19 protein-coding genes are annotated in these 19,844 nt (G+C 70.9%); 9 read left to right on the plus strand and 10 right to left on the minus strand.

Features of this window, described 5'->3' with window-relative positions; all coding sequences use genetic code 11:
• Positions 1-3: 3 nt before the first annotated feature.
• Together BJ964_RS30480 and BJ964_RS30485 are read left to right on the plus strand one after the other, a co-directional pair.
• The gene (locus BJ964_RS30480; protein ID WP_188123890.1) at positions 4-3,021 is read left to right on the plus strand and encodes a non-ribosomal peptide synthetase; all 3,018 of its coding nucleotides are present in this window, start codon (positions 4-6) and stop codon (positions 3,019-3,021) included.
• An 8-nt stretch (positions 3,022-3,029) separates the two neighbouring features.
• Positions 3,030-4,565: an amino acid adenylation domain-containing protein gene (locus BJ964_RS30485; RefSeq protein ID WP_188123891.1), complete on the plus strand. Its 1,536-nt coding sequence runs from the start codon at positions 3,030-3,032 to the stop codon at positions 4,563-4,565.
• Positions 4,566-4,613: 48 nt separating this feature from the next.
• Here the strand turns inward: BJ964_RS30485 and BJ964_RS30490 are convergent, their stop codons facing one another.
• The 3 genes from BJ964_RS30490 to BJ964_RS30500 form a co-directional block, all read right to left on the minus strand.
• Positions 4,614-5,174 carry a dihydrofolate reductase family protein gene (locus tag BJ964_RS30490; protein WP_188123892.1) on the minus strand — a complete coding sequence of 187 codons (561 nt, stop codon included), beginning with the start codon at positions 5,172-5,174 and terminating at the stop codon, positions 4,614-4,616.
• Between the two features lie 162 nt (positions 5,175-5,336).
• Positions 5,337-5,834, minus strand: coding sequence for a hypothetical protein (locus tag BJ964_RS30495; RefSeq protein ID WP_188123893.1), 498 nt, complete (start codon positions 5,832-5,834; stop codon positions 5,337-5,339).
• 16 nt (positions 5,835-5,850) lie between these two features.
• Positions 5,851-6,708, minus strand: a complete 858-nt coding sequence (locus BJ964_RS30500) for a hypothetical protein (RefSeq protein WP_188123894.1) — start codon at positions 6,706-6,708, stop codon at positions 5,851-5,853.
• A gap of 287 nt (positions 6,709-6,995) precedes the next feature.
• Between BJ964_RS30500 and BJ964_RS30505 the strand changes: the two genes are divergently transcribed.
• Positions 6,996-7,577: a hypothetical protein gene (locus tag BJ964_RS30505; RefSeq protein WP_188123895.1), complete on the plus strand. Its 582-nt coding sequence runs from the start codon at positions 6,996-6,998 to the stop codon at positions 7,575-7,577.
• A gap of 26 nt (positions 7,578-7,603) precedes the next feature.
• Here the strand turns inward: BJ964_RS30505 and BJ964_RS30510 are convergent, their stop codons facing one another.
• Positions 7,604-8,137 (minus strand): hypothetical protein, encoded by a 534-nt coding sequence (locus BJ964_RS30510; protein WP_188123896.1) that lies wholly within the window; start codon positions 8,135-8,137, stop codon positions 7,604-7,606.
• A 260-nt stretch (positions 8,138-8,397) separates the two neighbouring features.
• Here BJ964_RS30510 and BJ964_RS30515 point away from each other — a divergent pair, with 260 nt between their 5' ends.
• The gene (locus BJ964_RS30515; protein WP_229807211.1) at positions 8,398-9,027 is read left to right on the plus strand and encodes an ATP-dependent endonuclease; all 630 of its coding nucleotides are present in this window, start codon (positions 8,398-8,400) and stop codon (positions 9,025-9,027) included.
• Between the two features lie 3 nt (positions 9,028-9,030).
• Here the strand turns inward: BJ964_RS30515 and BJ964_RS30520 are convergent, their stop codons facing one another.
• Genes BJ964_RS30520 through BJ964_RS30525 form a run of 3 tightly spaced genes read right to left on the minus strand, consistent with a single transcriptional unit; the run spans position 9,031 to position 10,053 of the window.
• Positions 9,031-9,492 (minus strand): YdeI/OmpD-associated family protein, encoded by a 462-nt coding sequence (locus BJ964_RS30520; RefSeq protein WP_188123897.1) that lies wholly within the window; start codon positions 9,490-9,492, stop codon positions 9,031-9,033.
• Positions 9,493-9,501: 9 nt separating this feature from the next.
• Positions 9,502-9,627 (minus strand): hypothetical protein, encoded by a 126-nt coding sequence (locus BJ964_RS48280; protein ID WP_262479377.1) that lies wholly within the window; start codon positions 9,625-9,627, stop codon positions 9,502-9,504.
• 54 nt (positions 9,628-9,681) lie between these two features.
• Entirely contained in the window at positions 9,682-10,053 is a 372-nt protein-coding gene (locus BJ964_RS30525) for an ArsR/SmtB family transcription factor (RefSeq protein ID WP_188123898.1), read from the minus strand.
• A gap of 44 nt (positions 10,054-10,097) precedes the next feature.
• On the opposite strand from BJ964_RS30525, the gene BJ964_RS30530 reads away from it, so the two are divergent.
• The 3 genes from BJ964_RS30530 to BJ964_RS30540 all read left to right on the plus strand — a co-directional run bounded on the left by BJ964_RS30530 (position 10,098) and on the right by BJ964_RS30540 (position 12,843).
• On the plus strand, positions 10,098-11,150 hold the full coding sequence (locus BJ964_RS30530) for a cation diffusion facilitator family transporter (protein WP_188123899.1): 1,053 nt from the start codon (positions 10,098-10,100) through the stop codon (positions 11,148-11,150).
• Positions 11,151-11,160: 10 nt separating this feature from the next.
• On the plus strand, positions 11,161-11,547 hold the full coding sequence (locus tag BJ964_RS30535; protein ID WP_188123900.1) for a hypothetical protein: 387 nt from the start codon (positions 11,161-11,163) through the stop codon (positions 11,545-11,547).
• 96 nt (positions 11,548-11,643) lie between these two features.
• Positions 11,644-12,843 (plus strand): hypothetical protein, encoded by a 1,200-nt coding sequence (locus tag BJ964_RS30540; protein WP_188123901.1) that lies wholly within the window; start codon positions 11,644-11,646, stop codon positions 12,841-12,843.
• Between the two features lie 90 nt (positions 12,844-12,933).
• Here BJ964_RS30540 and BJ964_RS30545 read toward each other — a convergent pair whose 3' ends face one another.
• The 3 genes from BJ964_RS30545 to BJ964_RS30555 form a co-directional block, all read right to left on the minus strand.
• Positions 12,934-13,635 (minus strand): GH12 family glycosyl hydrolase domain-containing protein, encoded by a 702-nt coding sequence (locus BJ964_RS30545; protein ID WP_188123902.1) that lies wholly within the window; start codon positions 13,633-13,635, stop codon positions 12,934-12,936.
• Positions 13,636-13,755: 120 nt separating this feature from the next.
• A complete protein-coding gene (locus BJ964_RS30550; RefSeq protein WP_188123903.1) occupies positions 13,756-15,525 on the minus strand; it encodes an FAD-binding dehydrogenase in 1,770 nt (589 codons plus the stop codon).
• 99 nt (positions 15,526-15,624) lie between these two features.
• Positions 15,625-16,794, minus strand: a complete 1,170-nt coding sequence (locus tag BJ964_RS30555; protein ID WP_188123904.1) for an alpha/beta hydrolase — start codon at positions 16,792-16,794, stop codon at positions 15,625-15,627.
• A gap of 155 nt (positions 16,795-16,949) precedes the next feature.
• On the opposite strand from BJ964_RS30555, the gene BJ964_RS30560 reads away from it, so the two are divergent.
• A complete protein-coding gene (locus BJ964_RS30560; RefSeq protein WP_188123905.1) occupies positions 16,950-19,328 on the plus strand; it encodes a penicillin acylase family protein in 2,379 nt (792 codons plus the stop codon).
• Between the two features lie 62 nt (positions 19,329-19,390).
• Positions 19,391-19,831 (plus strand): hypothetical protein, encoded by a 441-nt coding sequence (locus BJ964_RS30565; protein WP_188123906.1) that lies wholly within the window; start codon positions 19,391-19,393, stop codon positions 19,829-19,831.
• The last annotated feature ends 13 nt before the right edge of the window (positions 19,832-19,844 follow it).

The raw sequence follows: 19,844 nt of genomic DNA on the forward strand, positions 1-19,844 counted from the left end.
TCCATGCCAGAAACCCTGCACGGTACGGTGCAAGCGCTCGCCGGCACCGCGGGAGACGCCGTCGCGCTCATCCACGGCGACCGGCGCCTCACCTACCGGGAACTCGACCGGGCCGCCACCACCTACGCCGCCCACCTGACCAAGTACGAGGTGGGCCGCGGCGACGTCGTACCCCTCCTGCTGCCCCGCGGCATCGAACTGATCTGCGCCATGCTGGGCGTGCTCAAGACCGGCGCGGCGTACGCGAATCTCGATCCCACCTGGCCGGACACCCGCATCGGCGACGTCCTCGACCAGCTGCGGCCGAAGGTCGCGGTGACCGCCGGCGCCCGGCGCATGCCGGCGCCGGTATGGCAGGCCCTGCCCGCCGCCGAAGCCGCCCTCGACACCCCCACCCTCGCACCGGTCCCGGTGACCGGCACCGACCCGGCGTGTGTCTTCTTCACCTCCGGCACCACCGGCCGCCCCAAGGGTGTCCTCAGCCCGCACCAGGCCACCCTGCGCCTCTTCGGACCGGACTCCTTCGCCCGCTTCGACACGAACACCGTCATCCCGGTCGCCGCCCCCACCGCCTGGGACGGCTTCTCCCTCGAGATCTGGGCCGCGCTGCTCTCCGGCGGCACCGCCCTGCTGGTCGAGGAGCCGTTCCTGACACCGCAGGCACTGCGCGACGGCGCCCGCCGGCACGGCGTGAACACCGTCTGGCTGACCAGCGGCCTGTTCAACGCGATCGTCGACGAGGACCTGGACGCCCTCACCGGCATCGGCCAGGTGATGATCGGCGGCGAGCGGCTGTCCCCGCCACACGTCGCCCGCTTCCTGGCCGCCCATCCCGGCACCCTGCTGCTCAACGGGTACGGGCCGGTGGAGAGCACCGTCTTCGCCACCACCCACCGCATCACCCCGGCGGACTGCGACCGGCCCGGCGGCATCCCGATCGGCCGGCCCGTTCCCCGTACCAGCGTGTATCTGCTCGACGGTGACCGCGAGGCGCCGCCCGGCGAACCGGGGGAGCTGTGCATCGGCGGCGACGGGCTGGCCGTCGAATACGCCGGCCTGCCCGCCCAGACCGCTGAGAAGTTCCCGACCCTCCGGTTGGGTGGCGCGACGGTACGCGTCTACCGCACCGGCGACATCGCGGTCCGCGACGACGACGGGCTGCTGCACTACCGCGGCCGCGCCGACCGCCAAGTCAAGATCCGTGGGCACCGGATCGAACCGGCCGAGGTGGAACGCCAGATCGAAGCCTGCCTGCCGGTCCGCCGCTGCGTGGTGATCGCCCGCCGCGACGACCACGGCACGGTCCAGGACCTCGCCGCCTTCTGCATCCCCACCACCCCCGGCGACCCGCTGCCCGGCGCCGCCGGCATCCTGGCCGACCGCCTCGTCGCCTACCACCGGCCCGCCGTGATCCACAGCGTGGACTCGCTGCCGCTGACCGCCAACGGCAAACTCGACGAGCGGGCACTGCTCGCCCTGACCCGGCCGGAGCCCGCCGAGCCCGGCCCGGTGACCCCGCCGACCGACGCCTTGACCCGCCTGGTCGCCGAGGTGTTCGCGGACGTGCTCGGCCGCACCGCCGTCGACGCCCGGACCGGCTTCACCGACCTCGGCGGATCCTCACTCGCCGCCGTCCGGGTGTGCGCCCGCCTGTCCACACAGCTCGAACGGCCGGTGCCGGTGTCCGCCCTCTACGACCACCCCACCGCCGACAGCCTCGCCGAACACCTGCGCACGACAACCGAGGGGTACGGCGAGGGCGGCGCCGACGTACCGCGGGAGCTGCCGCTGTCCGCCGCCGAGAGCTCGTTCCTGACCCAGCACCTGCTGCATCCGGACAGCCTCGCCGGGCACTGCCTGGGTACCTGGATCGTCACCGGTGAAGTCGACCACGAGGCGCTGCGGCAGGCGGTCGCCGACGTCCACGACCGGCACCCGGCGCTGCACGCCCACTACGGCCACGGCCGGCGCGGCCTCTACCGGACCGCGGATCGCACCGGCGTACCCCCGATGACCACGCTGCCGTCGGCCGCCGACGTCGCCGGCGCCGTCGCCGCGGCCCGCGCCGAACTGTCCCGGCCGTTGGCCGTGACCGCGGGCGAGGTGTGGCGGACCGTCGCGGCCCCGGTCACCGGCACGGCGACCACCGTCCTCGCCTACGCGGTGCACCACGTGGCCTTCGACGGCTGGTCCGAGTCGGTCCTCGCCGACGACCTCGCCACCGCCTACCGGGCCCGCGCACACGGCGACCAGCCGCAGTGGCCGCCGGTCGCCGACCTCGGGCGGCTGCACACCATCCGCACCGCCCACCGTGCCGCGGCCGGAACCGGCGACCAGCTGCGGCGGCGCATCGACGGACTGAACGGCCTTCCCGAACTCCAGGTCCCGGCGGGCGCCGAATCCGGCGGGCCGGCCCAGGTCACCCGGGAACTCTCCGCCGCGACGGTCCACGCGCTGACCGCCGCCGCGGACCACCACGGGCAGAGCCTCTTCCAGCTGCTGCTCTGGCTGTACGGCCGGGCGCTGGCCGAATGCACCGGACAGCGGGACTTCGGCATCGGCGTCCCGGTGGCCCAGCGCGTCGACGCCCGCATCGAACACATGGTGGGCTGCTTCATCACCATGGCATGCGTACGGCTGCACGGTCGCGCCCTCGGACCCGACGGCGCCGCCACCGCCGGCCGGCTCATCCAGGACGCCATGCGCGATGTGGACGTCAGCATTCCCGAGCTGGTCCGGGCACTCAACCCACCCCGGTCCGGGCGGGCCCCACTGTTCCAGACGATCTTCGCGTTGCAGAACAACACCACGCCGCACATGGACCTGACCCCGGCACAGGCCACCTTCCTGCGCCAGCCCTACCTGGGCATCCCCACCGAACTACAGGCCGAGGTGTGGCCGCACGACGACGGACTGCGCCTGGTGATCACCACCGATCGCGCCGCCGTGGCCGACGACTTCGCCGCGACGCTGGCCGACACGTTCACCGCTCTGGCGACAGCCCTCCCTCCGACCTCCTGAGGAACTCCATGACCACCGAGAACACCAGCCTCGCCGGCCTCTTCCGGAACGTGGCCCGCCGCCGGCCCGACCGCGTCGCGATCATCGACCGCGACAGCACACTCACCTACCAGGAACTCGACCAGGCCTCCGACCGGCTCGCCGCCCGGCTCCAGGAGCGCGGCGTGCGGCCCGGCGACTACGTCGGACTGCTGCTCGGCCGCTCCGCCCAGGTGCCGGTCGGCATCCTGGCGGTCCTCAAGACAGGCGCCGCCTACGTGCCGCTCGACCCGACCTACCCGTCCGACCGGCTGCGCTACATCGTCGAGGACGCGGCCATCCGTACCGTCGTCGGGGAGGCCTCCGACGCCGGGCTGGTCGGCCTCACCCCGGGCGACCTCGTCGACCCGAACGCCGGCGGCGACAGCGACCGGTTGGTGGAGCCGGCCACCGCACCCGGCGACACCGCCTACGTCATCTACACCTCCGGTTCGACCGGCCGCCCGAAAGGCTGCCTCGTCACCCACGCCAACGTGCTGTCGCTGCTGCGGGCCGCGCTGCCGCTGTTCGACGTCGACGGCGACGACCGGTGGGCGCTGTTCCACTCGTTCAGCTTCGACGTGTCCGTGTGGGAGTTCTGGGCCAGCATGAGCACCGGCGCCACCGCGGTCGTCGTGCCGCAGGAAGCCGCCCAGTCCCCGGCCGAGTTCCTGCGGCTGCTGCAGACCAACCGGGTCACCGTCCTCGGGCAGGTGCCCTCGGTGTTCCGGTCGCTGGCGCTGGCGTACGACGACGCCGGCCGCCCGCCGCTCGACCTGCGCTACCTCGTGTTCGCCGGGGAGAGCGTCGACCTCGAGGTCATCGCCGGATTCCGCAAGGCGTTCACCGGCGGGCCGGTCGTACCGGTCAACATGTACGGCCCGACCGAGACCACCGTCTACGCCACCCACCGGATCCTCACCGAGGCCGACCTGTCCGGGGCGGTCCGCTCACCGATCGGCCACGGGCTCGCGAACACCGTCATCGAACTGTGCGACGACCAGCTCAACCCGGTCCCGGACGGGGAGGTCGGCGAGATGCTGATCGGGGGAGAAGCGGTCGCGGCCGGATATCTCAACCGTCCCGAGTTGACCGCGGAGCGCTTCGTCACCCGCCCCACCCGCTTCTACCGCACCGGCGACCTGGCCCGCCGGCTCCCCGACGGATCGCTGGAGTTCCTGGGACGCAACGACGCCCAGATCAAGCTGCGCGGCTTCCGCATCGAACTCGGCGAGATCGAGGCCGCCCTGCGGACACATCCTTCGGTACGGGACGTCGCGGTGACCGTGACGACCACCGGCGTGGGCGCGCAGTTCCTCGTCGCCTGCGTCGTCGTGAACGGGCCGGCGCCCGCCCGGCTCGCCGACGAGCTGAAGCCGCACGCGATGGTGACGCTTCCCCGGTACATGGTTCCGGACCGCTACAAGGTCATCGAGGCGCTTCCGCTGACCGGCTCCGGAAAACTCGACCGCAACGCGGTGCGCGAACTGGCCTCCGCCCGTTCGCCGCGCCCCGCCCGCGGGTAGCCGGGTCATGGCCGCGTGAGCGCGCCCCCGGGATCACCGGGGGCGCGCTCACCCGTCGACGCGGTAGCGGAGGTGTACGACGCCGTTCTGGAATCGGCGCTCATCGAGAAGCTCGAACTCCGCGCGCATACCGGTCGGCAGCCCCGGCTTACCCCCGCCGAGGACAACGGGCAGAATGACCAACCGGCACTCGTCGACCAGCCCCGCCTTCAAAGCCTGCGCCGCGAGGTTGGCGCCGCCCACGGTGAGATCGCTGTCGGCCGTGGCCTTCAGCTCGCGGACCGCGGCGGGGTCGAAACGGCGTTCGATACGGGTGCCGGCGGTCGACGCCGCGGCGAGGGTCGTGGAGTACACGACCTTGCTCGCCGCCTGCCAGGCGCTCGCGAAGTCGGCCATGAGGTCGGACCGCGCGGCCAGAGCGGCGTCGGTCTCCCAGACGGCCATCGCCTCGTACAGGCGCCGCCCGTAGAGAAACGTGCCCGCAGACCGCAGGAGGTCGGTGTGGAACGCGAACACCTCGTCGCCGATCGGGAACCAGTCGATCGCGCCGCGTTCATCCTCGATGTAGCCGTCCAGCGACACGTTCGTCACGTAGATGAGCTTGCCCATGCCGTCACCCCTCGATGGTCGATCGAACCAGATCAAGTACCGGGCCCTCTGCCCCGACTGCCCTCACCTGTTCTACGAACGACCTACGGCAGATCCGACACCCTGCCGGGAGGTGGGCCCGCACGTCGCAAGCCGCCGGGCACGGTATCGCGGCTTCGCGCCTCAGCCGTCCTGCGGAGAACGGACCTGTCCAGGAAGCTGCTGGACGGAGATCGTCACGTCGGCGAGTTCGTCCCACGGGACGGTGCCGTAGTGGTAGTCGTCGTTCTTTTCCCAGATGAACCCGGCCGGGATGGTTTGAGCCATGTCCGCGTTGTCCCCGCGCCACCAGGTCGCGCGCACCGTGCCACCGTCGCGGGCTTTGAGTTCCAGCAGGCCGTCGTCGCGGTGCCGGGCCGTCGTGGTGAAGAAGACCCGAAGGGCGATTCGCTGGTACGGCACGCGCGTAACCCAGCGTCCCGACGGCTCCTCGCCGGCACCCGGATGGTCCGGGCGCACCACCACGGTGAGTCCGTCGGCATCGCCGGATGAGTACGCCTGCTTCAGCAGTTCCCCGTCCACCAGCACGTACCGGCCGTCCAGCACGCCGTCGCGGGCGGAGGCGCGTGCACGGGCATCGAGGAACGCGGCGTCTGCGAGATCGGCTGCGGGCGTACCCATGCCGGCATGCTATCGGCTACGAATGTGGCGCCGGGTGGGTGAGGGTGACAAGCCGTTCGAGATAGGTCTCCCACAGTTCCAGTTGCCCGGCCATGATGATTCCCAATGCGCCGAGCGTCAGGGTCTGTGGCAGGCGCCGCGACGACAGGTTGATCATGTGCGGGTTCGCGAGATCCCAGACCGGGTCCGTGCGTAGCTGGTTGACCACGTGCGCGTCGACACGGAGGGCTCCGCCCAGGTCGACCGGTCTGCCGGCGATGTCGAGCGTTCCGAGCAGGGCGACGAACGCCTGAGCCAGGTTGACCCTGAGGAACACCTGCAACGCGCGACGCCACTGTTCGAGTCCGGTCTGTCGCCCCACCCGCCGAAGATGATCGAGGCTCAGAAGCTTGAGAGAGTCGATCAGGCTCGCATCGCCGCTGAGCTCCGCAGCGCGTACCCCGTCCTGTATTTGATCGAGAGTCTCGTCGGGCAGTCGCAGGCCGACGGCGAGCCAGTTGATCACGTCGTCGGTCACCGCGTCGTCGTCGCCGGCCAGCACGTCGACCATGCCGGAGAAACCGGAGCGGATCCGAGCGGCGGAGGGCTCGGTGCGAGCCGGCTCGCCCTCGACCGCCTCGAGCAGATCTTCCCAGCGTACGGGTGCGATGGCGCGAGCCTTGCGAATGCGGTCGTGACGTTCCTGCCAGGCCTGATCTCCGCTTCCCCGATCGATGCCGAACAGTCGGCCGACCTCGGCCAGGCAGTCGTCGATCGCTTGTCCCGCTTCGTCGTCAGCGACGGGGATCCCGAGTGCGAGGCGCTCGATGGGATGCGATCCGACACGCCGGGCGCCACGCCGAGAGGTGGCGGCCAGCATGATCGTCCGCTGCACCGTCTCCTCATCCGGGGGCTCGGAGTGGGCGCCTCGCCCTCGGCCCAGCCCGTGACGTACCGGTCTCGGAAGGTCTCCGGTCGCCCGCCACCGCTCGATCTGGTACCGGGAGACCGTCACTCCGCGACCGGCCAGCACCGCGATGAGCTGCGCGGTTGCGCCGCCGACTGCTCCGCGTGGCACGCCCCTCCTTAGAACCCCGCAAACTTCCTTCGAAACGCCAATATAGGCCGTGGCGTAATCGAGTGGTGCCGGGTCTCGCCCGGAAGAGACGGAGGAGTACGTACGTGTTGTATTGGCAGCTCAGCGACGGCCACCGCCACTACGACCTGACCGCGACAGCGGACCGGGAGACGCTCACGGTGGAGGTCACGGGCGCGGACTCCGACGGACGGATCATCGCGCACCTGAACGGGACCGTCCCACGCGCGGATCTGAGCGTGCTGGCCCGGCTGCTGTTCGCCGCCGCCGATCCCGGGCCTCAGCCGCAGAGCATGCGGACGCCGTCGGTCCAGCGGGGGCGCAGCTGGTCAGCGGAGGAGACCGCGCTGGTCACCCGTCTGCACCGTGACGGTTGCGACGTCGATGGCATCGCGGCATCGCTCGGGCGCACGGCGAACAGCATCCGGTACAAGCTCCATGCCCTGGGCCTCGGCCCGCGTCCCGGTCCGAAGCAGCCGCCCGCCTACACGATGGACGACCTGCGGCAGAACCATCCGAACTCCCACCGGCTCTGGACGCCGGAGGAGGAGCAGCGGCTCGCCCGCCGGGCCGCAGAGGGAGCGACCGTGCCGGAGCTGATGGCCGAGTTCGGCCGCAACGAGAACGGCATCACCGCGCGCCTGGCCCGCCTCGAACAGCGACCTTGATAGCTGTCTGATCTTGTGGGCAGACCTCAGTGGCCCTCGCCCAGCAGGGTGTCGGGATCGAACAGGTCGGCCTCCATCCGGGTGATCAGGTCGGCGTCGATCAACTCGGCGACCGGTCCTGACTCGGTGGAGATCAGCAGGTCGCGCATGTTCTCCAGGCTGATCAGCGTGATCAGTGGCATTCCCGGCACGGGTGCCAGGTCCGGCCCGTACAGCGCCGCGTGCTGGGCGGAGACCCTGATGACGCCGGTGAACGGGGGATACACCTGCCACCGGTAGCCCGACGCGAGGACGATCGTGACCGCCGACTCGGGTCGCAGGACCTGGATGCTGATGCCGTCACGTTCGCCGAGCAGCCGCTGCAAGTCCTCGTGCAGGGCATCGACCGGCGATGCGGCGGCGGCCACGCTCTCCGTGACGGCCAGTACGGCATTCTCCGTACACGCGGGGCAGGCCAGAGCCAGGGCCAATGCGTCGACGCCCGCCGCGGTGTTCCGGTCCGTGCCGCAGCTGGCACAATGCTCCCGCCGCGGAGCCCGTGGGGGGTGGGAATCCGACATCAGCGCCTCCTCTACCTGGTGTCAGCAACGATCGGTGCGGTCAATCGCCAGCCCGGAACTCCCCGGATGACGACCGAGCACGCTGACCTCACCAACGGCCGACAGCCGGCGAACTTGAACCATCCGCGGGAAGAGAAGACCGCCCGAAGCCCGCGCGGCCGGACCCGGGTGTGCGGGATCACCCGCGCACCGGTCCGGCACGACCGCGTGATCGGTTATCGGGTTGTCCGCCGTCGTCCGCGAAGCCGATGATGGCGACCATGCCACCGCAGTGGAAGGACCGTCGCCGGGAACGCGACCGCCGGGTGCTCGCCGGGTATGTGAGCGGACCGGCCGCCCCCGTCGAGGCGACGGCCCGCGCGCTGGCGAAGGCCGGCACCGCCACCGCGTTGATCCTCGTCGAGGGCATCAGCGACCAGATCGCGGTGGAGACGGCCGCCCACCGCCGCGGCCGCGACCTCGACGCCGAGCACGTCACGGTCGTCCCGATCGGCGGCGCCCACGCGCTCGGGCGGGTCCTCGGCGAGCTGAACACCCGGGTGCTGGCCGGCCTCTGCGACCTGCGTGAGGCCGGCATCTTCCGGCGCGGGCTCGGCCCCGCCCGTACGCATGTCTGCGTCGACGACCTGGAGGACGAGCTGATCCGGGCCGTCGGCGCCGACGTCTTCGCGGCGCTCATCGACGCGCAGGGTGACCTCGGCTCGTTCCGTGCGCTGCAAAGCCAGCCGGCCTGGCGCGACCGGTCCGTGGACGACCAGATGCGGCGGTTCCTGACCAGCGGCTCCCGCCGGAAATCCCGCTACGCCCGGCTGCTCGTCGAGGCAGCCGTCGACCGGGACGTCCTGCCGAGGCCCCTCGACGACCTGCTGTCCAAGGTTGCTCCGTGCTGAATATCAGCGATGCCGGCCTTCACGGAGCATCTCGACGGTCTTGGCGACCCGCTCGACCCGGGTGGGCTCACGCTTGGCCTCGGTGATCCAGCGGACGAACTCCTTGCGATGCGAGTACGCCAGTTTCTCGTACGCCGTCTTCGCGTCATCGTCGGCGGCGAGGGCGGCCGCGAGTTCCGGCGGCACCTCGACCGTACGTTCCCCGGTCTCCGCGGCGATCGACACCTGGTAGGCCACGCCGATCTCCACCCCGGCCTGCTCTCGCGCCGCCTTGGCCAGCCCGATCAGGTTCTCGCCACCCATCCGGGCCAGTCGCAGCGGCAACGTCACGTCGCGCACGGTCACCCGCACCGGGAACGCCTTGCGCCCCTCCCCGACAGCGGCGGCCTGCTCGTCGGAGAGGACGAAGGCGCCGCCCGGGCCGCGTGCCTCCAGCGTCAGGTTCAGGTTCAGGGTTTCGGCCACCCTGACACCCTAGCGGCGGGTCAGCACGATGGCGCCAATGATCGCCGCCACGATCGTCACCAGGACGAACATTACGGCCGCGGCGAGGGACAGGACCACGAGCACGCTCAGTATCAACATCATGGAGGTCAGCACGGCCGTACCGTACATCGTACAAAATGGACGCTGTTTGCTCGGCCTCGCCGAAAATCAGGTAGGGATCGATGTCGACCGGGGGCGGCCGGGCACCCGGTGCCCGGCGGTGTGCAGCGCCTCGGTGACCAGGCGGCCGACGTGTGGGCCGGCGAGCGCGTACACCTGGCGGCGGCCGTCGCGGCGTACCGTGACCAGGCCGGCCAGCCGCAGTTTGCCGAGATGTTGGGAGACCGCCGGGCGGGCCGCGCCGACGGCGGCGGTCAGTGCGGTGACGTCCTGCTCGCCGTGGGCGAGGCAGGCCGCCAGCCGCAGGCGAGTGGGGTCGGCGAGCATCCCGAGCAGCACCGTTGCTGCCTCCACCACGGCGTTGCCCGGAACGCGTTTCTGCAGGTCATTGGCATCTGCAACATTGTCGCGTGCGCGCATGAGCACATATTATGGGCTGTCTCGACCACGAGGGAAGGCCTGCGATGTCCGCCCACGAGCACCACCATCACGGCACCGGCCATCATCACCGTCACGGATGGCGGCACCGGCTCAAGCACGTGGTCACCCCGCACTCGCACGACAGCGCCGACAAGGTCGACTCCGCCTTGGAGGCGTCCCGCGAGGGCATGCGCGCTCTGTGGATCTCCCTGGTCGGCCTCGGCGTGACCGCGCTGCTGCAAGCGGTCGTCGTCGTCCTCTCCGGCTCCGTGGCGCTGCTCGGTGACACCCTGCACAACGTCGCCGACGCGCTCACCGCCGTCCCGTTGGGTATCGCGTTCTGGCTCGGCCGACGGGCCGCCACCCGGGCCTACACGTACGGGTTCGGCCGCGCCGAAGACCTGGCCGGCATCGTGATCGTCCTGGTCATCACCGCCTCCGCGGCGGCGTCCGCCTGGTTCGCCGTCGACCGGCTGCTCGACCCGCGAACCATGACCCACCTGCCGTGGGTGTTCGCCGCCGGGCTGATCGGGTTCGCCGGCAACGAGATCGTCGCCCGCTACCGCATCGCCGTCGGGCGCCGGATCGGCTCGGCCGCGCTCGTCGCCGACGGGTTGCACGCCCGTACGGACGGCTTCACCTCGCTCGCCGTCGTCCTGGCCGCCGGTGGGGCCTGGCTCGGCTGGGGCTGGGCCGACCCGGTCGTCGGCCTGGCCATCACCGCCGCCATCGCCTTCGTGCTCAAGGACGCCGCCCGCGAGGTCTACCGGCGGCTGATGGATCGCGTCGATCCCGAACTCGTCGACCACGCCGAACGGGCGCTGCGCGCGGTTCCCGGCATCCGCGACGTCTCCGGGCTGCGGCTGCGCTGGATCGGCCATCGTCTGCACGCCGAGGCCGCCATCGTCGTCTCCGCCGAGCTCAGCCTGCTCGCCGCCCACGAGATCGCCGCTGACGCCGAGCACCAGCTCACCCACGACGTGCCCCGCCTCACGGCCGCCACCGTGCACGTCGACCCGGACAGCCACCCGGGCGACCAGCACCACCACGAGTTGTCACACGTTCGGCGGGACCGTCTCGCCGCATTGTCTGGTTAGGCTGGACGACATGACCGCGCGCCCGCACGGGTTCGCCCGGGCCGGCCGGGAAGGGCCGGCCGGGCTCGTCGCCGTGGTCATGATCGTGCTGCTGCTCGCGGCCGCCGCGCTGTTCTCCGCGGCCAGCGCCCACCATGCCGCCGGTGGCCACGTGCACATCGAGGCCGCGACCGGCGCGGTGGTCGCGGTCCATCACCACGAGACCGTGCACGAGCACCAGCACGGCAACACCTGGACACCGCACCTCACCCAGCGCATTCGGGTGACCGCCGACGCCGTACTCCTAGCGGTGATCCCAGCGGTGCCGGCGCTGATCGATCAGGGCGCAGCCGCTACCGGGACGGCCGCCGCGGCCCCGGACTCACCGCTGAGCCTCCTGGGTGTTCTGCGCATATAGGAACGCATCCTCCCGAGCATGACCTCGCGCCCGCGGCCTGACGCCGCCGTGGCGCCTGCCCGCGTTCCCGCAGATCAGAAAGACGATCGGACTCCGATGGTCAACTTCCAGACCCGCAAACCCTGGGCATTGCTCGCACTCGCGGCCGTAGCCGTGACGGGCGCAGGACTGTTCGCACTTCGCGCCACCACGCCACCGCCCACCACCGCTGCCGGCCCGGCCTGCTCGACCGAGAAGTCACCGGTAACCGTGCTGCCGGTGTCGCACTGGGAGAAGCGGTACCTCGAGACATGGCAGTTCGAGCGCACCGAAGCCCTGCCGGCCAGCCGCACACCCGACAGCTGGAGCCACTACGACCTGTCCTATTCCGTCGACGCCAACACGGCGATGTTCCGTGCCACCGGCAACATCCGGTATCTGGACCGTGCGCTGGAGTACATCACCGGCGTGGTCTCCACCGCCCGGCCGTCGAAGCGGCTTCCGACCAGCCAGTACCGCGACGCCTACCTCGGCTGGGTGTCCAACCGGGAGGACCTGCGGCCGACCGGCGTCGAGGTGCCGCTCTACGAGAGCTATTTCTGGCGGCACGCCACCACCACTCTGCGGATCATGCGGCAGACCGCGGCCGTTCACGACGAGCCGGAATACCGGGAACAGTACGAGAGGCTGCTCGCCTTCGCCGAGAAGAACGTCTTTGACAAATGGCACACCAGAGGAGCAAACGACAACATCTACCGCAATCGTACGCACATGGCGTCGCACTGGGCGGCCATCGCCCTCAACCTGGCCGCGATCACCGATGATCCGGCCCGCCGCGCCCGCTATCGCCAGGTCGTGGACGACATCGACCGGAAGCTGCCCAACCATCCGACCGGGCTGCGCGGCCAGATGCGACCGCACCCGGCGGACCCGTCGGCGTACTTCTGGAACGACGAGTGGGGCGCCACCCAACGGCCGGGTCAGGATGTGAGCCACGCCAACGGCGTCCTGTCGTACGTCGTCGAAGCCGCCGACCAGGCCGACTTCTGGACCGACGCCGACATGATCGCCTTCGGCGCCCTCCTGACGAAGGTCATCTGGCCCGGCGGCAGCCGCTATGCCGCGTTCGTCGACGGCAGCGGCAGCGACAACGGCTGGTTCTCCGACGGCCTCGTCAAGCTCGGCCGCTACGACCCTGCCGTGCAACAGCGCCTGGAACGGCACGAGGTCGTCAACGGACAGTTCGCGGCCAACATGGCCCTCAACGCCACGATCCTTCAACGCCCCCGTACCCCGGAGCCGGCCTGCCCGGCCTGAACGCCTCGAATCCGAGGGTTTCGATGCCGGACCACAGCCCTGACAGGCCTGCGGCCGGCCGGTCGGGGACCCGGCCGGCCGCAGGAGGGATCATCCGGTGACGGAGAAGGAGTTGGTGATGAAGTCCTTGCCGCCGGCCGACGAGGTGATCTCGTATCCGAACTGCACGTTGCCGACCGTGACGTCACCCCACCAGCCCGCGGACCGCAGCCACTGGGCGATCGCCCGGATGTCGACGGTGCCGGAGCTGGTGTTGCTGGTGCGGACGAAGGAGAAGACCGCGTTGGATCCGTTGGAGCCGCGGTAGATCCTCCAGGTGTGCCCACCGACGGTGGCCGTCGTCTGCAGGGTGCCGAGCGGGCCGACGGCGCCGTACGCGTTCATCCACAGCATGATCTCGTAGGCGTTGTCCGACGACCAGATGTCATAGGCCGACGTGAACGCGGCGCCGCTGGTCGGCACGGTGACGTTGAAGCTGCTGGTGGTGGTGCCGAGTGCGCTCACCTTCTTGCCGAGGTACTTCGTGGCGTTCGGGTAGGCCTTGATGCCGCCGGTGGCGGGGTGGGCCGCCCAGACTCCCCAGTTGCTGTAGGAGTTCGCCCAGATCACCTGGGTGCCGGCGCCCGAACCCCAGATGTTGTTGTAGAGCGTGTAGCCGCCGTTCGACCAGGTCGCCCACTGGGCCGAGGAGTTCCAGGTGGCGGCCTGTGCGGGAGTGGCGAGCTGCACCGACACGGCGGTGACCAGCAGGGTCACGACACTCGCCACGGCGATGCGGAGGGAGCGGATCATGGTGCCTCCTTCGATGGGGGAGGGGACGAGGGCACTCGTCGCCGAACATTAGGAGGGACTCCAAACTAAGTCAATCGAGGTGCAACGATTGATAGTCCGGTGAAACGCTGAAGCCCCCGCCTACCCCGCTGCCGCGGCGGCGCGTCCGGCGGCACGTCCGGAAAACAGGCAGCCGCCGAGGAACGTACCCTCCAAAGATCGATAGCCGTGCACGCCGCCGCCGCCGAAACCCGCCGCCTCGCCCACCGCGTAGAGGCCGGGGATCGGGGTGCCGGAGGCGCCCAGGACCCGGCCTTGCAGGTCGGTCTGCAAACCGCCGAGGGTCTTGCGGGTCAGCACGTTGAGCCGGACCGCGACCAGCCCGCCGGAGTCCGGGCCGAGGATCTTGTGCGCGGAGGCGGTACGCCCGAGCACGTCACCGGGGTAGGACAGCGCGTTGCGAATGCCCTGGACCTGGGCGTCCTTGCTGTAGGCGTTGTCGATCTCCCGGTCGCGGGCCTCGATCTGCCGTTGCAGCGCGCCCAGTTCGATCAGTCCGGTGCCGGTGATCCGGTTCATCCCGGCGACGAGTTCCGGCAGTGTCGCCGCCTTCACGAAATCCTCGCCGTACTGCTGGAATTTCTGGATCGGGCCGGGCGTCTGCCAGACCCGGCTCAGCAGCAACCACAGATTCTTGCCGGTCAGGTCGGGGTTCTGCTCCGAGCCGGAGAGTGCGAACTCCTTGTCGACGATCTTCTGCGTGGTGACGAACCACGAGTAGTCATAACCGGTCGTGGTGATCGACCCGAGCGTGTGCAGGGTGTCGTAGCCGGGCCAGTCCGGCGCGGGGAACCGCCTACCGGTGGCGTCGAACCACATCGACGACGGGCCGGGCAGGATCCGGATGCCGTGACCGGGCCAGATCGGATCCCAGTTGCGCAGGCCCTCGGTGTAGTGCCACATCCGGTCCGGGTTGACGATCCGCGCGCCGGTCCTCGCGGTGATCGCGAGCATCCGCCCGTCGACGTGCGCGGGCACCCCGGTGATCATGGTGGTGGGCGCCTTGCCGAGCCGCGCCGGCCAGTTCTGCCGGATCAGATCATGGTTGGCGCCGATCCCGCCGGAGGCCACGATCACGATCGGCGCTTTCAGATCAAAATCAGCCACGACGGTACGGGAGCTCGGCTTGCCACGCGCGGCGGTGCTGGCTTCGAGGACCTTCCCGCGTACGCCGGTGACCGCCCCGTTGGTCTGCACGATCTCGTCGACCCGGTGCCGGAACCTGAACGCCACCGTGCCGGCGGCGACCCCGGCGCGCACCTTCTTCTCGAACGGCTCGACGATCGCCGGCCCGGTGCCCCACGTGACGTGGAACCGGGGAACCGAGTTGCCGTGCCCGTCGGCGAGGCCGCCACCGCGTTCGGCCCAGCCCACCATCGGGAACCATTGCAGGCCGAGCCCGGCCAGCCAGGAGCGCTTCTCACCGGCGGCGAAGTCGACGTACGCCTGGGCCCACCTGTACGCCCAGTAGTCCTGCCCGGCCGGATCGTCGACGCCGCGGTCGAACCCGGCCGTGCCCAGCCAGTCCTGCCAGGCCAGGTCGTGACTGTCCTTGACCCCCATGAGGCGCTGCTCGTCGGAGTCGACGAAGAACAGGCCGCCGAACGACCAGTACGCCTGTCCGCCGAGGTTGGCCTCGTTCTCCTGGTCGAGCAGCAGCACCTTGCGGCCGGCCGCGGCGAGCTCGGCCGTGGCGACCAGCCCGGCCAGGCCGTGACCGACCACGATCACGTCCGCGTCGGTGGCGGCGGCCGCCCCGAACGCCGGCGGCGTGGTTGCCTGGGCGATCGCCGCACCCGCCACCACACCACCGGCGACACCGAGCGCCTGACGCCGACTGACCTGTTCCATGAACGCCTCCCGCGATACGCCATCGGTGACAGTCGATGAGTTGCGCGGAAGTTACGCCCCGGTAACGAAGGCCGTCAAGCGTTCAGGCGATCATTCCCGTCAGTGAAAAACCTCGCCGGTATCCGACTCGGGGCGCTTCGTCTCACCGCCTCGCGACGATGTCTTGGCCGCGGCGCCGAACGCGGCGACGGCGTCGATCACCGCCTCGAAGCGCGGCGAATGGAACAGGTCGAAGGTGTGCTGGCCGTACGGCAGCTCGAGGAAGTGCACCGGGCTGGTCGAGACCGCGGCCAGACGCTCCGCGAACCCCCGGGCGGCCGCGGCCGGGACCATCAGGTCGTTGCCGCCGTGCACGATCAGGAACGGCGGCGCGTCCGGGCGCAGGTAGCCCTCCGGTGAGGTCGGCACATCCAGGTCCCGGTCCAGCTCACCGAGATAACCGCCCAGGCTGACGGCGGCGGCCACGCCGGTGTCGGCCGCCTCGAAGCCCGGCTGGAAGCGCGGGTCGCCGGGGGTCAGCGCGCACAACGCGGCCAGGTACGCGCCCGCCGAGCTGCCCGCGACGATCACGGTGGCCGGGTCGCCGCCGTATTCCGGGCCGTGCTCGCGGGCCCAGGCGATCACCCGTTTGGCGTCGCTCAGGTGATCGTGGAAGCCGAACTCCGGCTTGAGCCGGTAGTTCGCGCTGATGCACACCCAGCCCCGGGCGGCCAGCTGGTAGAGCAGCGGCAGCGACTGGCTGTCCTTGCGCCCGGTCGCGAAGTGGCCACCGTGGAAGTGGATCAGGATCGGCGCGCCGGCCGGGGCGGACCGGCGCCGGTACAGGTCGAGCTGTTGGCGGCGGCCACCCGGCCCGTAGTCCAGCCCGCGCAGGTGCTCGACGTCGCCACGGCGGCGCAGGAACGGGGTCAGCATGATCCGCGCCCAGGGCCAGCGGCGCTGCGGGGCGGCCAGCCCGGCGGTGCGCAGGAAGTCCCGGACCACCGCGCGGGCGCGCAGGCCACGGGCGAAGATCAGAGCGAGACCGGCCAGGCAGAGCACCGCGACGGCCACCATGATCCAGCCGGCCGGCGAGGTGATGTCACCACCCGCGACGCTCAGCACGGTGGTCAGCGCCAGCAGGTAGAACGCCAGCTGGGACAGCTCGCTGAGGACCAGGCCGGCCCACATGCCGACCCCGCCGAGCACCCGCGGCCGGCGCGGCAGGACGAGGACGGCCAGGGTGGCCACCGTGAGCAGGACGACCGGAAACACGAACCCGAACGGCATCTTCACTCCTCGATGGACAGACGCCTCAGCCTATCCACCGAAAGGGCCGGCGGGACCGGTCCCCTAATGGCTCGGATGGGGGCCTGCCCTGATTGATCGAGGTCACTGCGTCGAATAGACAGGGTAGGGATGGCGGCCGAGCCCGGGAGGAATCGATGTCATCACGGGGATTCGAGCGCGGGCCGACCGGGTGGAGACGCGGGATCGCCGGCGTGGCCATCGCCGGCACGCTCGTGGTGGGGGCGCCGATCGGGCCGGCGCACGCGGGTGCGGACCCGGTGGCGGGCAGCCGGGTGGTGGTGATGCGCACCGAATTCGGCATCCCGCACGTGCTGGCGGCGTCCTACCGTGACATGGGGTTCGGTGCCGGTTACGCGATCGCCGAGGACAACCTGTGCGGCCTCGCGGACGACATCCTGACCGTGTCCGGCCGACGTGCGCAGTTCCTCGGTGCCGACGCCACCACCCCGGACGGGGTGAACAACCTCGACAGCGACATCTACCACGCCGCGGTCGACCGCTCGGGTGTTCTCGACACCGCCCTCGCCCAGCCCGAGCCGTCGGGCCCCAGCGCCGCGGCCCGCGACATCGTGGCCGGGTACGCGGCCGGAGTGAACCGGTACCTGGCCAAACACCCGGTGGCGGGCCTGCCGGATCCGACCTGTCGCGGCGCGGCCTGGGTACGCCCGATCACCGCCCTGGACGTGTGGCGGCGCATCAACGAGATCGTCACCTCGCTCGGTGGTGCGGCGTTCGCGCAGGCGATCGCGACCACCGCTCCGCCGACCGCCGGCCGGGCTCGAACGGGGCGCCCCGTCGGCGTACCCGATCGGGGTTTCGGCAGCAACGCGTGGGCCGTCGGACGGGACGCGACCGCCGACGGCACCGGCATGCTGCTGGCCAACCCGCACCTGTCATGGCGGCCCGCCACACGCTTCCACCAGATGCAGATGACCATTCCCGGGCAGTTGGACGTCAGCGGCGCCACCCTGTTCGGGCTGCCCGTGGTCATCGTCGGGCACACCGCCGGGGTCGCGTGGACGCACACCATCTCGACGGTCGTCCCGGACACGCTCACCCAGCTGACCCTGGTGCCCGGCGATCCGACCCGGTACCTGGTGGACGGTAGGGCACGGTCGATGCAACCCCAGAAGATCACCGTACGGGTACGCGATGCGCGCGGCGTTCACCCGGTGAGCCGTACGCTCTACCGCACCCCGGACGGCCCGGTCCTCGTGGTACCCGGGCTCGACTGGAGCGCCGAAACCGCGTACGTGCTGCACGACGCGAACGCCGGAAACGTCCGCGTGGTCGATCAGTGGCTGGCCTTCAACCGGGCGCAGAGCCTCGCCGACCTGCGGGCCGCTCAGCGTAGGCACCATGGCCTGCCGTGGATGAACACCATCGCCGTGGAGCGCTCCGGGACCGTGCTCTACAACGACGCGCAGGTGGTGCCCGCCGTCAGTGACGCTCTCGCGGACCGCTGCGCCACCGCGCAGTCCGAGCCGGTGTTCCAGCAGACCCGCCTCATCGTCCTGGACGGCAGCCGGTCCGGCTGCGGGTGGGGCACCGACCCGGCCTCGGTGGTGCCGGGCCTGTTCGGTCCGGCCTCGTTGCCCAGCCTCACCCGTACCGACTTCGTGGCGAACTCCAACGACAGCCCGTGGCTGACGAACCCGGCCGCGCCACTGACGGCATTCCCCCGGATCGTCGGCGATGTGGGCACGGAACGCTCGTTGCGGACCCGGCTCGGGCTGGACATGATCGCCGATCGGATGGCCGGCACCGACGGCCTCGGGCCGCCCGGTTTCACCCTGGACACCCTCCAGGCGACCATGCTGGGTGACCGCAACCTCGGCGCCGAACTGGCCCAGCCCGCCGTGGCAGAACTGTGCGCCCACACCGCCACCCTGCCGAACAGTGACGGGGCGCCGGTCGACGTGCGGTCGGCGTGCACCGTACTGACCGGATGGGACGGCCGGGCGACAGCCGGTAGCCCCGGCGCGGTGCTGTGGCGCGAATTCTTCCACCAGGCCTTCGCCGCGACCGCCGGCGACATGTGGCGAACCCCGTTCGACCCGGCGCGGCCGCTCACCACACCGCGTGACCTGAACACCGGCCTGGCCGAGGTGCGCACCGCGCTCGCCGACGCGGTCGAGACGGTCACCAAGGCCCACCTGCCGCTGGACGCGCCCATCGACGCCGCGCAGCGGTACCAGGCGATCGGCCTGGGCGGCTGCACCCAGGTCGAAGGCTGCTTCAACGCGATCGAGCCGCCCGGCAGCCTGGACGCGAACGGGCACTATCCGGACGTCGACTTCGGCACGAGCTTCCTGATGGCGACCCAGTTGACCGCCGCCGGACCGCGGACGCGCACCCTGATGCTGTACTCGCAATCGGGCAACCCGGCCTCCCCACACTTCCTCGACCAGACCAGGCTCCACGCCGCCGGTCAGTGGGTGACCGAACGCTTCACCCGGGCGGAGATCACCTCCGATCCGGCGCTGCGGGTGGAGCTGCTCGACCCACGTTGATCGTCGCCACCACCTGACCCCGCGGCCGTCCGCCTCCCCGGTGGCGGGTAGGTTCGTGACCGATGAGCTCCCTTGACGAAGTGGCGAAGCGCGACGAATGGCGCTGCTGGGTGTGCGACGAGCCGGTCGACGCCGGCATGTCGGTGAACGACCCGCGGGGCGCCAGCGTCGACGCCCGGACCGCCGACCGGAAAGCCAAACTCGCCGAGCGGCTCGCCCACCGGGCCTGCAACTCCCGCAAAGGCGCGGTCAAGATCGTCATCGCCTGGCCGGACCGGCTCAACGTGATCGAGCCCGCCCCGCTGCTCACCGTCGCCGAACGCCTGGAACGCAAGGGCGGCCGGGAACTGGTGGCCCGCTGCCCGAGCCGCAAGGACGCCCAGGAGGCGGCGGACTGGCTGGCCGACCGTTTCACCCGCCTCGTTCCCGGCCTCCCCGTGACCACGACCGTCGAACCGGGCGGCGGCCAGTTCCTCGTCGCCCTTTCCACCGGCCGCCGCTGAACCCGGCCCCGCG

It is taken from the genome of Actinoplanes lobatus (assembly GCF_014205215.1).
In the GTDB taxonomy this organism is placed as follows: Bacteria; Actinomycetota; Actinomycetes; order Mycobacteriales; family Micromonosporaceae; genus Actinoplanes; species Actinoplanes lobatus.

What these genes read in the sequence shown, in the direction of transcription:
- BJ964_RS30480 (WP_188123890.1), top strand. Translation starts at nt 4, where the DNA reads ATGCCAGAAACCCTGCACGGTACGGTGCAAGCGCTCGCCGGCACCGCG.
- BJ964_RS30485 (WP_188123891.1), top strand. Translation starts at nt 3,030, where the DNA reads ATGACCACCGAGAACACCAGCCTCGCCGGCCTCTTCCGGAACGTGGCC.
- BJ964_RS30490 (WP_188123892.1), bottom strand. Translation starts at nt 5,174, where the DNA reads ATGGGCAAGCTCATCTACGTGACGAACGTGTCGCTGGACGGCTACATC.
- BJ964_RS30495 (WP_188123893.1), bottom strand. Translation starts at nt 5,834, where the DNA reads ATGGGTACGCCCGCAGCCGATCTCGCAGACGCCGCGTTCCTCGATGCC.
- BJ964_RS30510 (WP_188123896.1), bottom strand. Translation starts at nt 8,137, where the DNA reads ATGTCGGATTCCCACCCCCCACGGGCTCCGCGGCGGGAGCATTGTGCC.
- BJ964_RS30515 (WP_229807211.1), top strand. Translation starts at nt 8,398, where the DNA reads ATGCCACCGCAGTGGAAGGACCGTCGCCGGGAACGCGACCGCCGGGTG.
- BJ964_RS30525 (WP_188123898.1), bottom strand. Translation starts at nt 10,053, where the DNA reads ATGCGCGCACGCGACAATGTTGCAGATGCCAATGACCTGCAGAAACGC.
- BJ964_RS30530 (WP_188123899.1), top strand. Translation starts at nt 10,098, where the DNA reads ATGTCCGCCCACGAGCACCACCATCACGGCACCGGCCATCATCACCGT.
- BJ964_RS30535 (WP_188123900.1), top strand. Translation starts at nt 11,161, where the DNA reads ATGACCGCGCGCCCGCACGGGTTCGCCCGGGCCGGCCGGGAAGGGCCG.
- BJ964_RS30540 (WP_188123901.1), top strand. Translation starts at nt 11,644, where the DNA reads ATGGTCAACTTCCAGACCCGCAAACCCTGGGCATTGCTCGCACTCGCG.
- BJ964_RS30545 (WP_188123902.1), bottom strand. Translation starts at nt 13,635, where the DNA reads ATGATCCGCTCCCTCCGCATCGCCGTGGCGAGTGTCGTGACCCTGCTG.
- BJ964_RS30550 (WP_188123903.1), bottom strand. Translation starts at nt 15,525, where the DNA reads ATGGAACAGGTCAGTCGGCGTCAGGCGCTCGGTGTCGCCGGTGGTGTG.
- BJ964_RS30555 (WP_188123904.1), bottom strand. Translation starts at nt 16,794, where the DNA reads ATGCCGTTCGGGTTCGTGTTTCCGGTCGTCCTGCTCACGGTGGCCACC.
- BJ964_RS30560 (WP_188123905.1), top strand. Translation starts at nt 16,950, where the DNA reads ATGTCATCACGGGGATTCGAGCGCGGGCCGACCGGGTGGAGACGCGGG.
- BJ964_RS30565 (WP_188123906.1), top strand. Translation starts at nt 19,391, where the DNA reads ATGAGCTCCCTTGACGAAGTGGCGAAGCGCGACGAATGGCGCTGCTGG.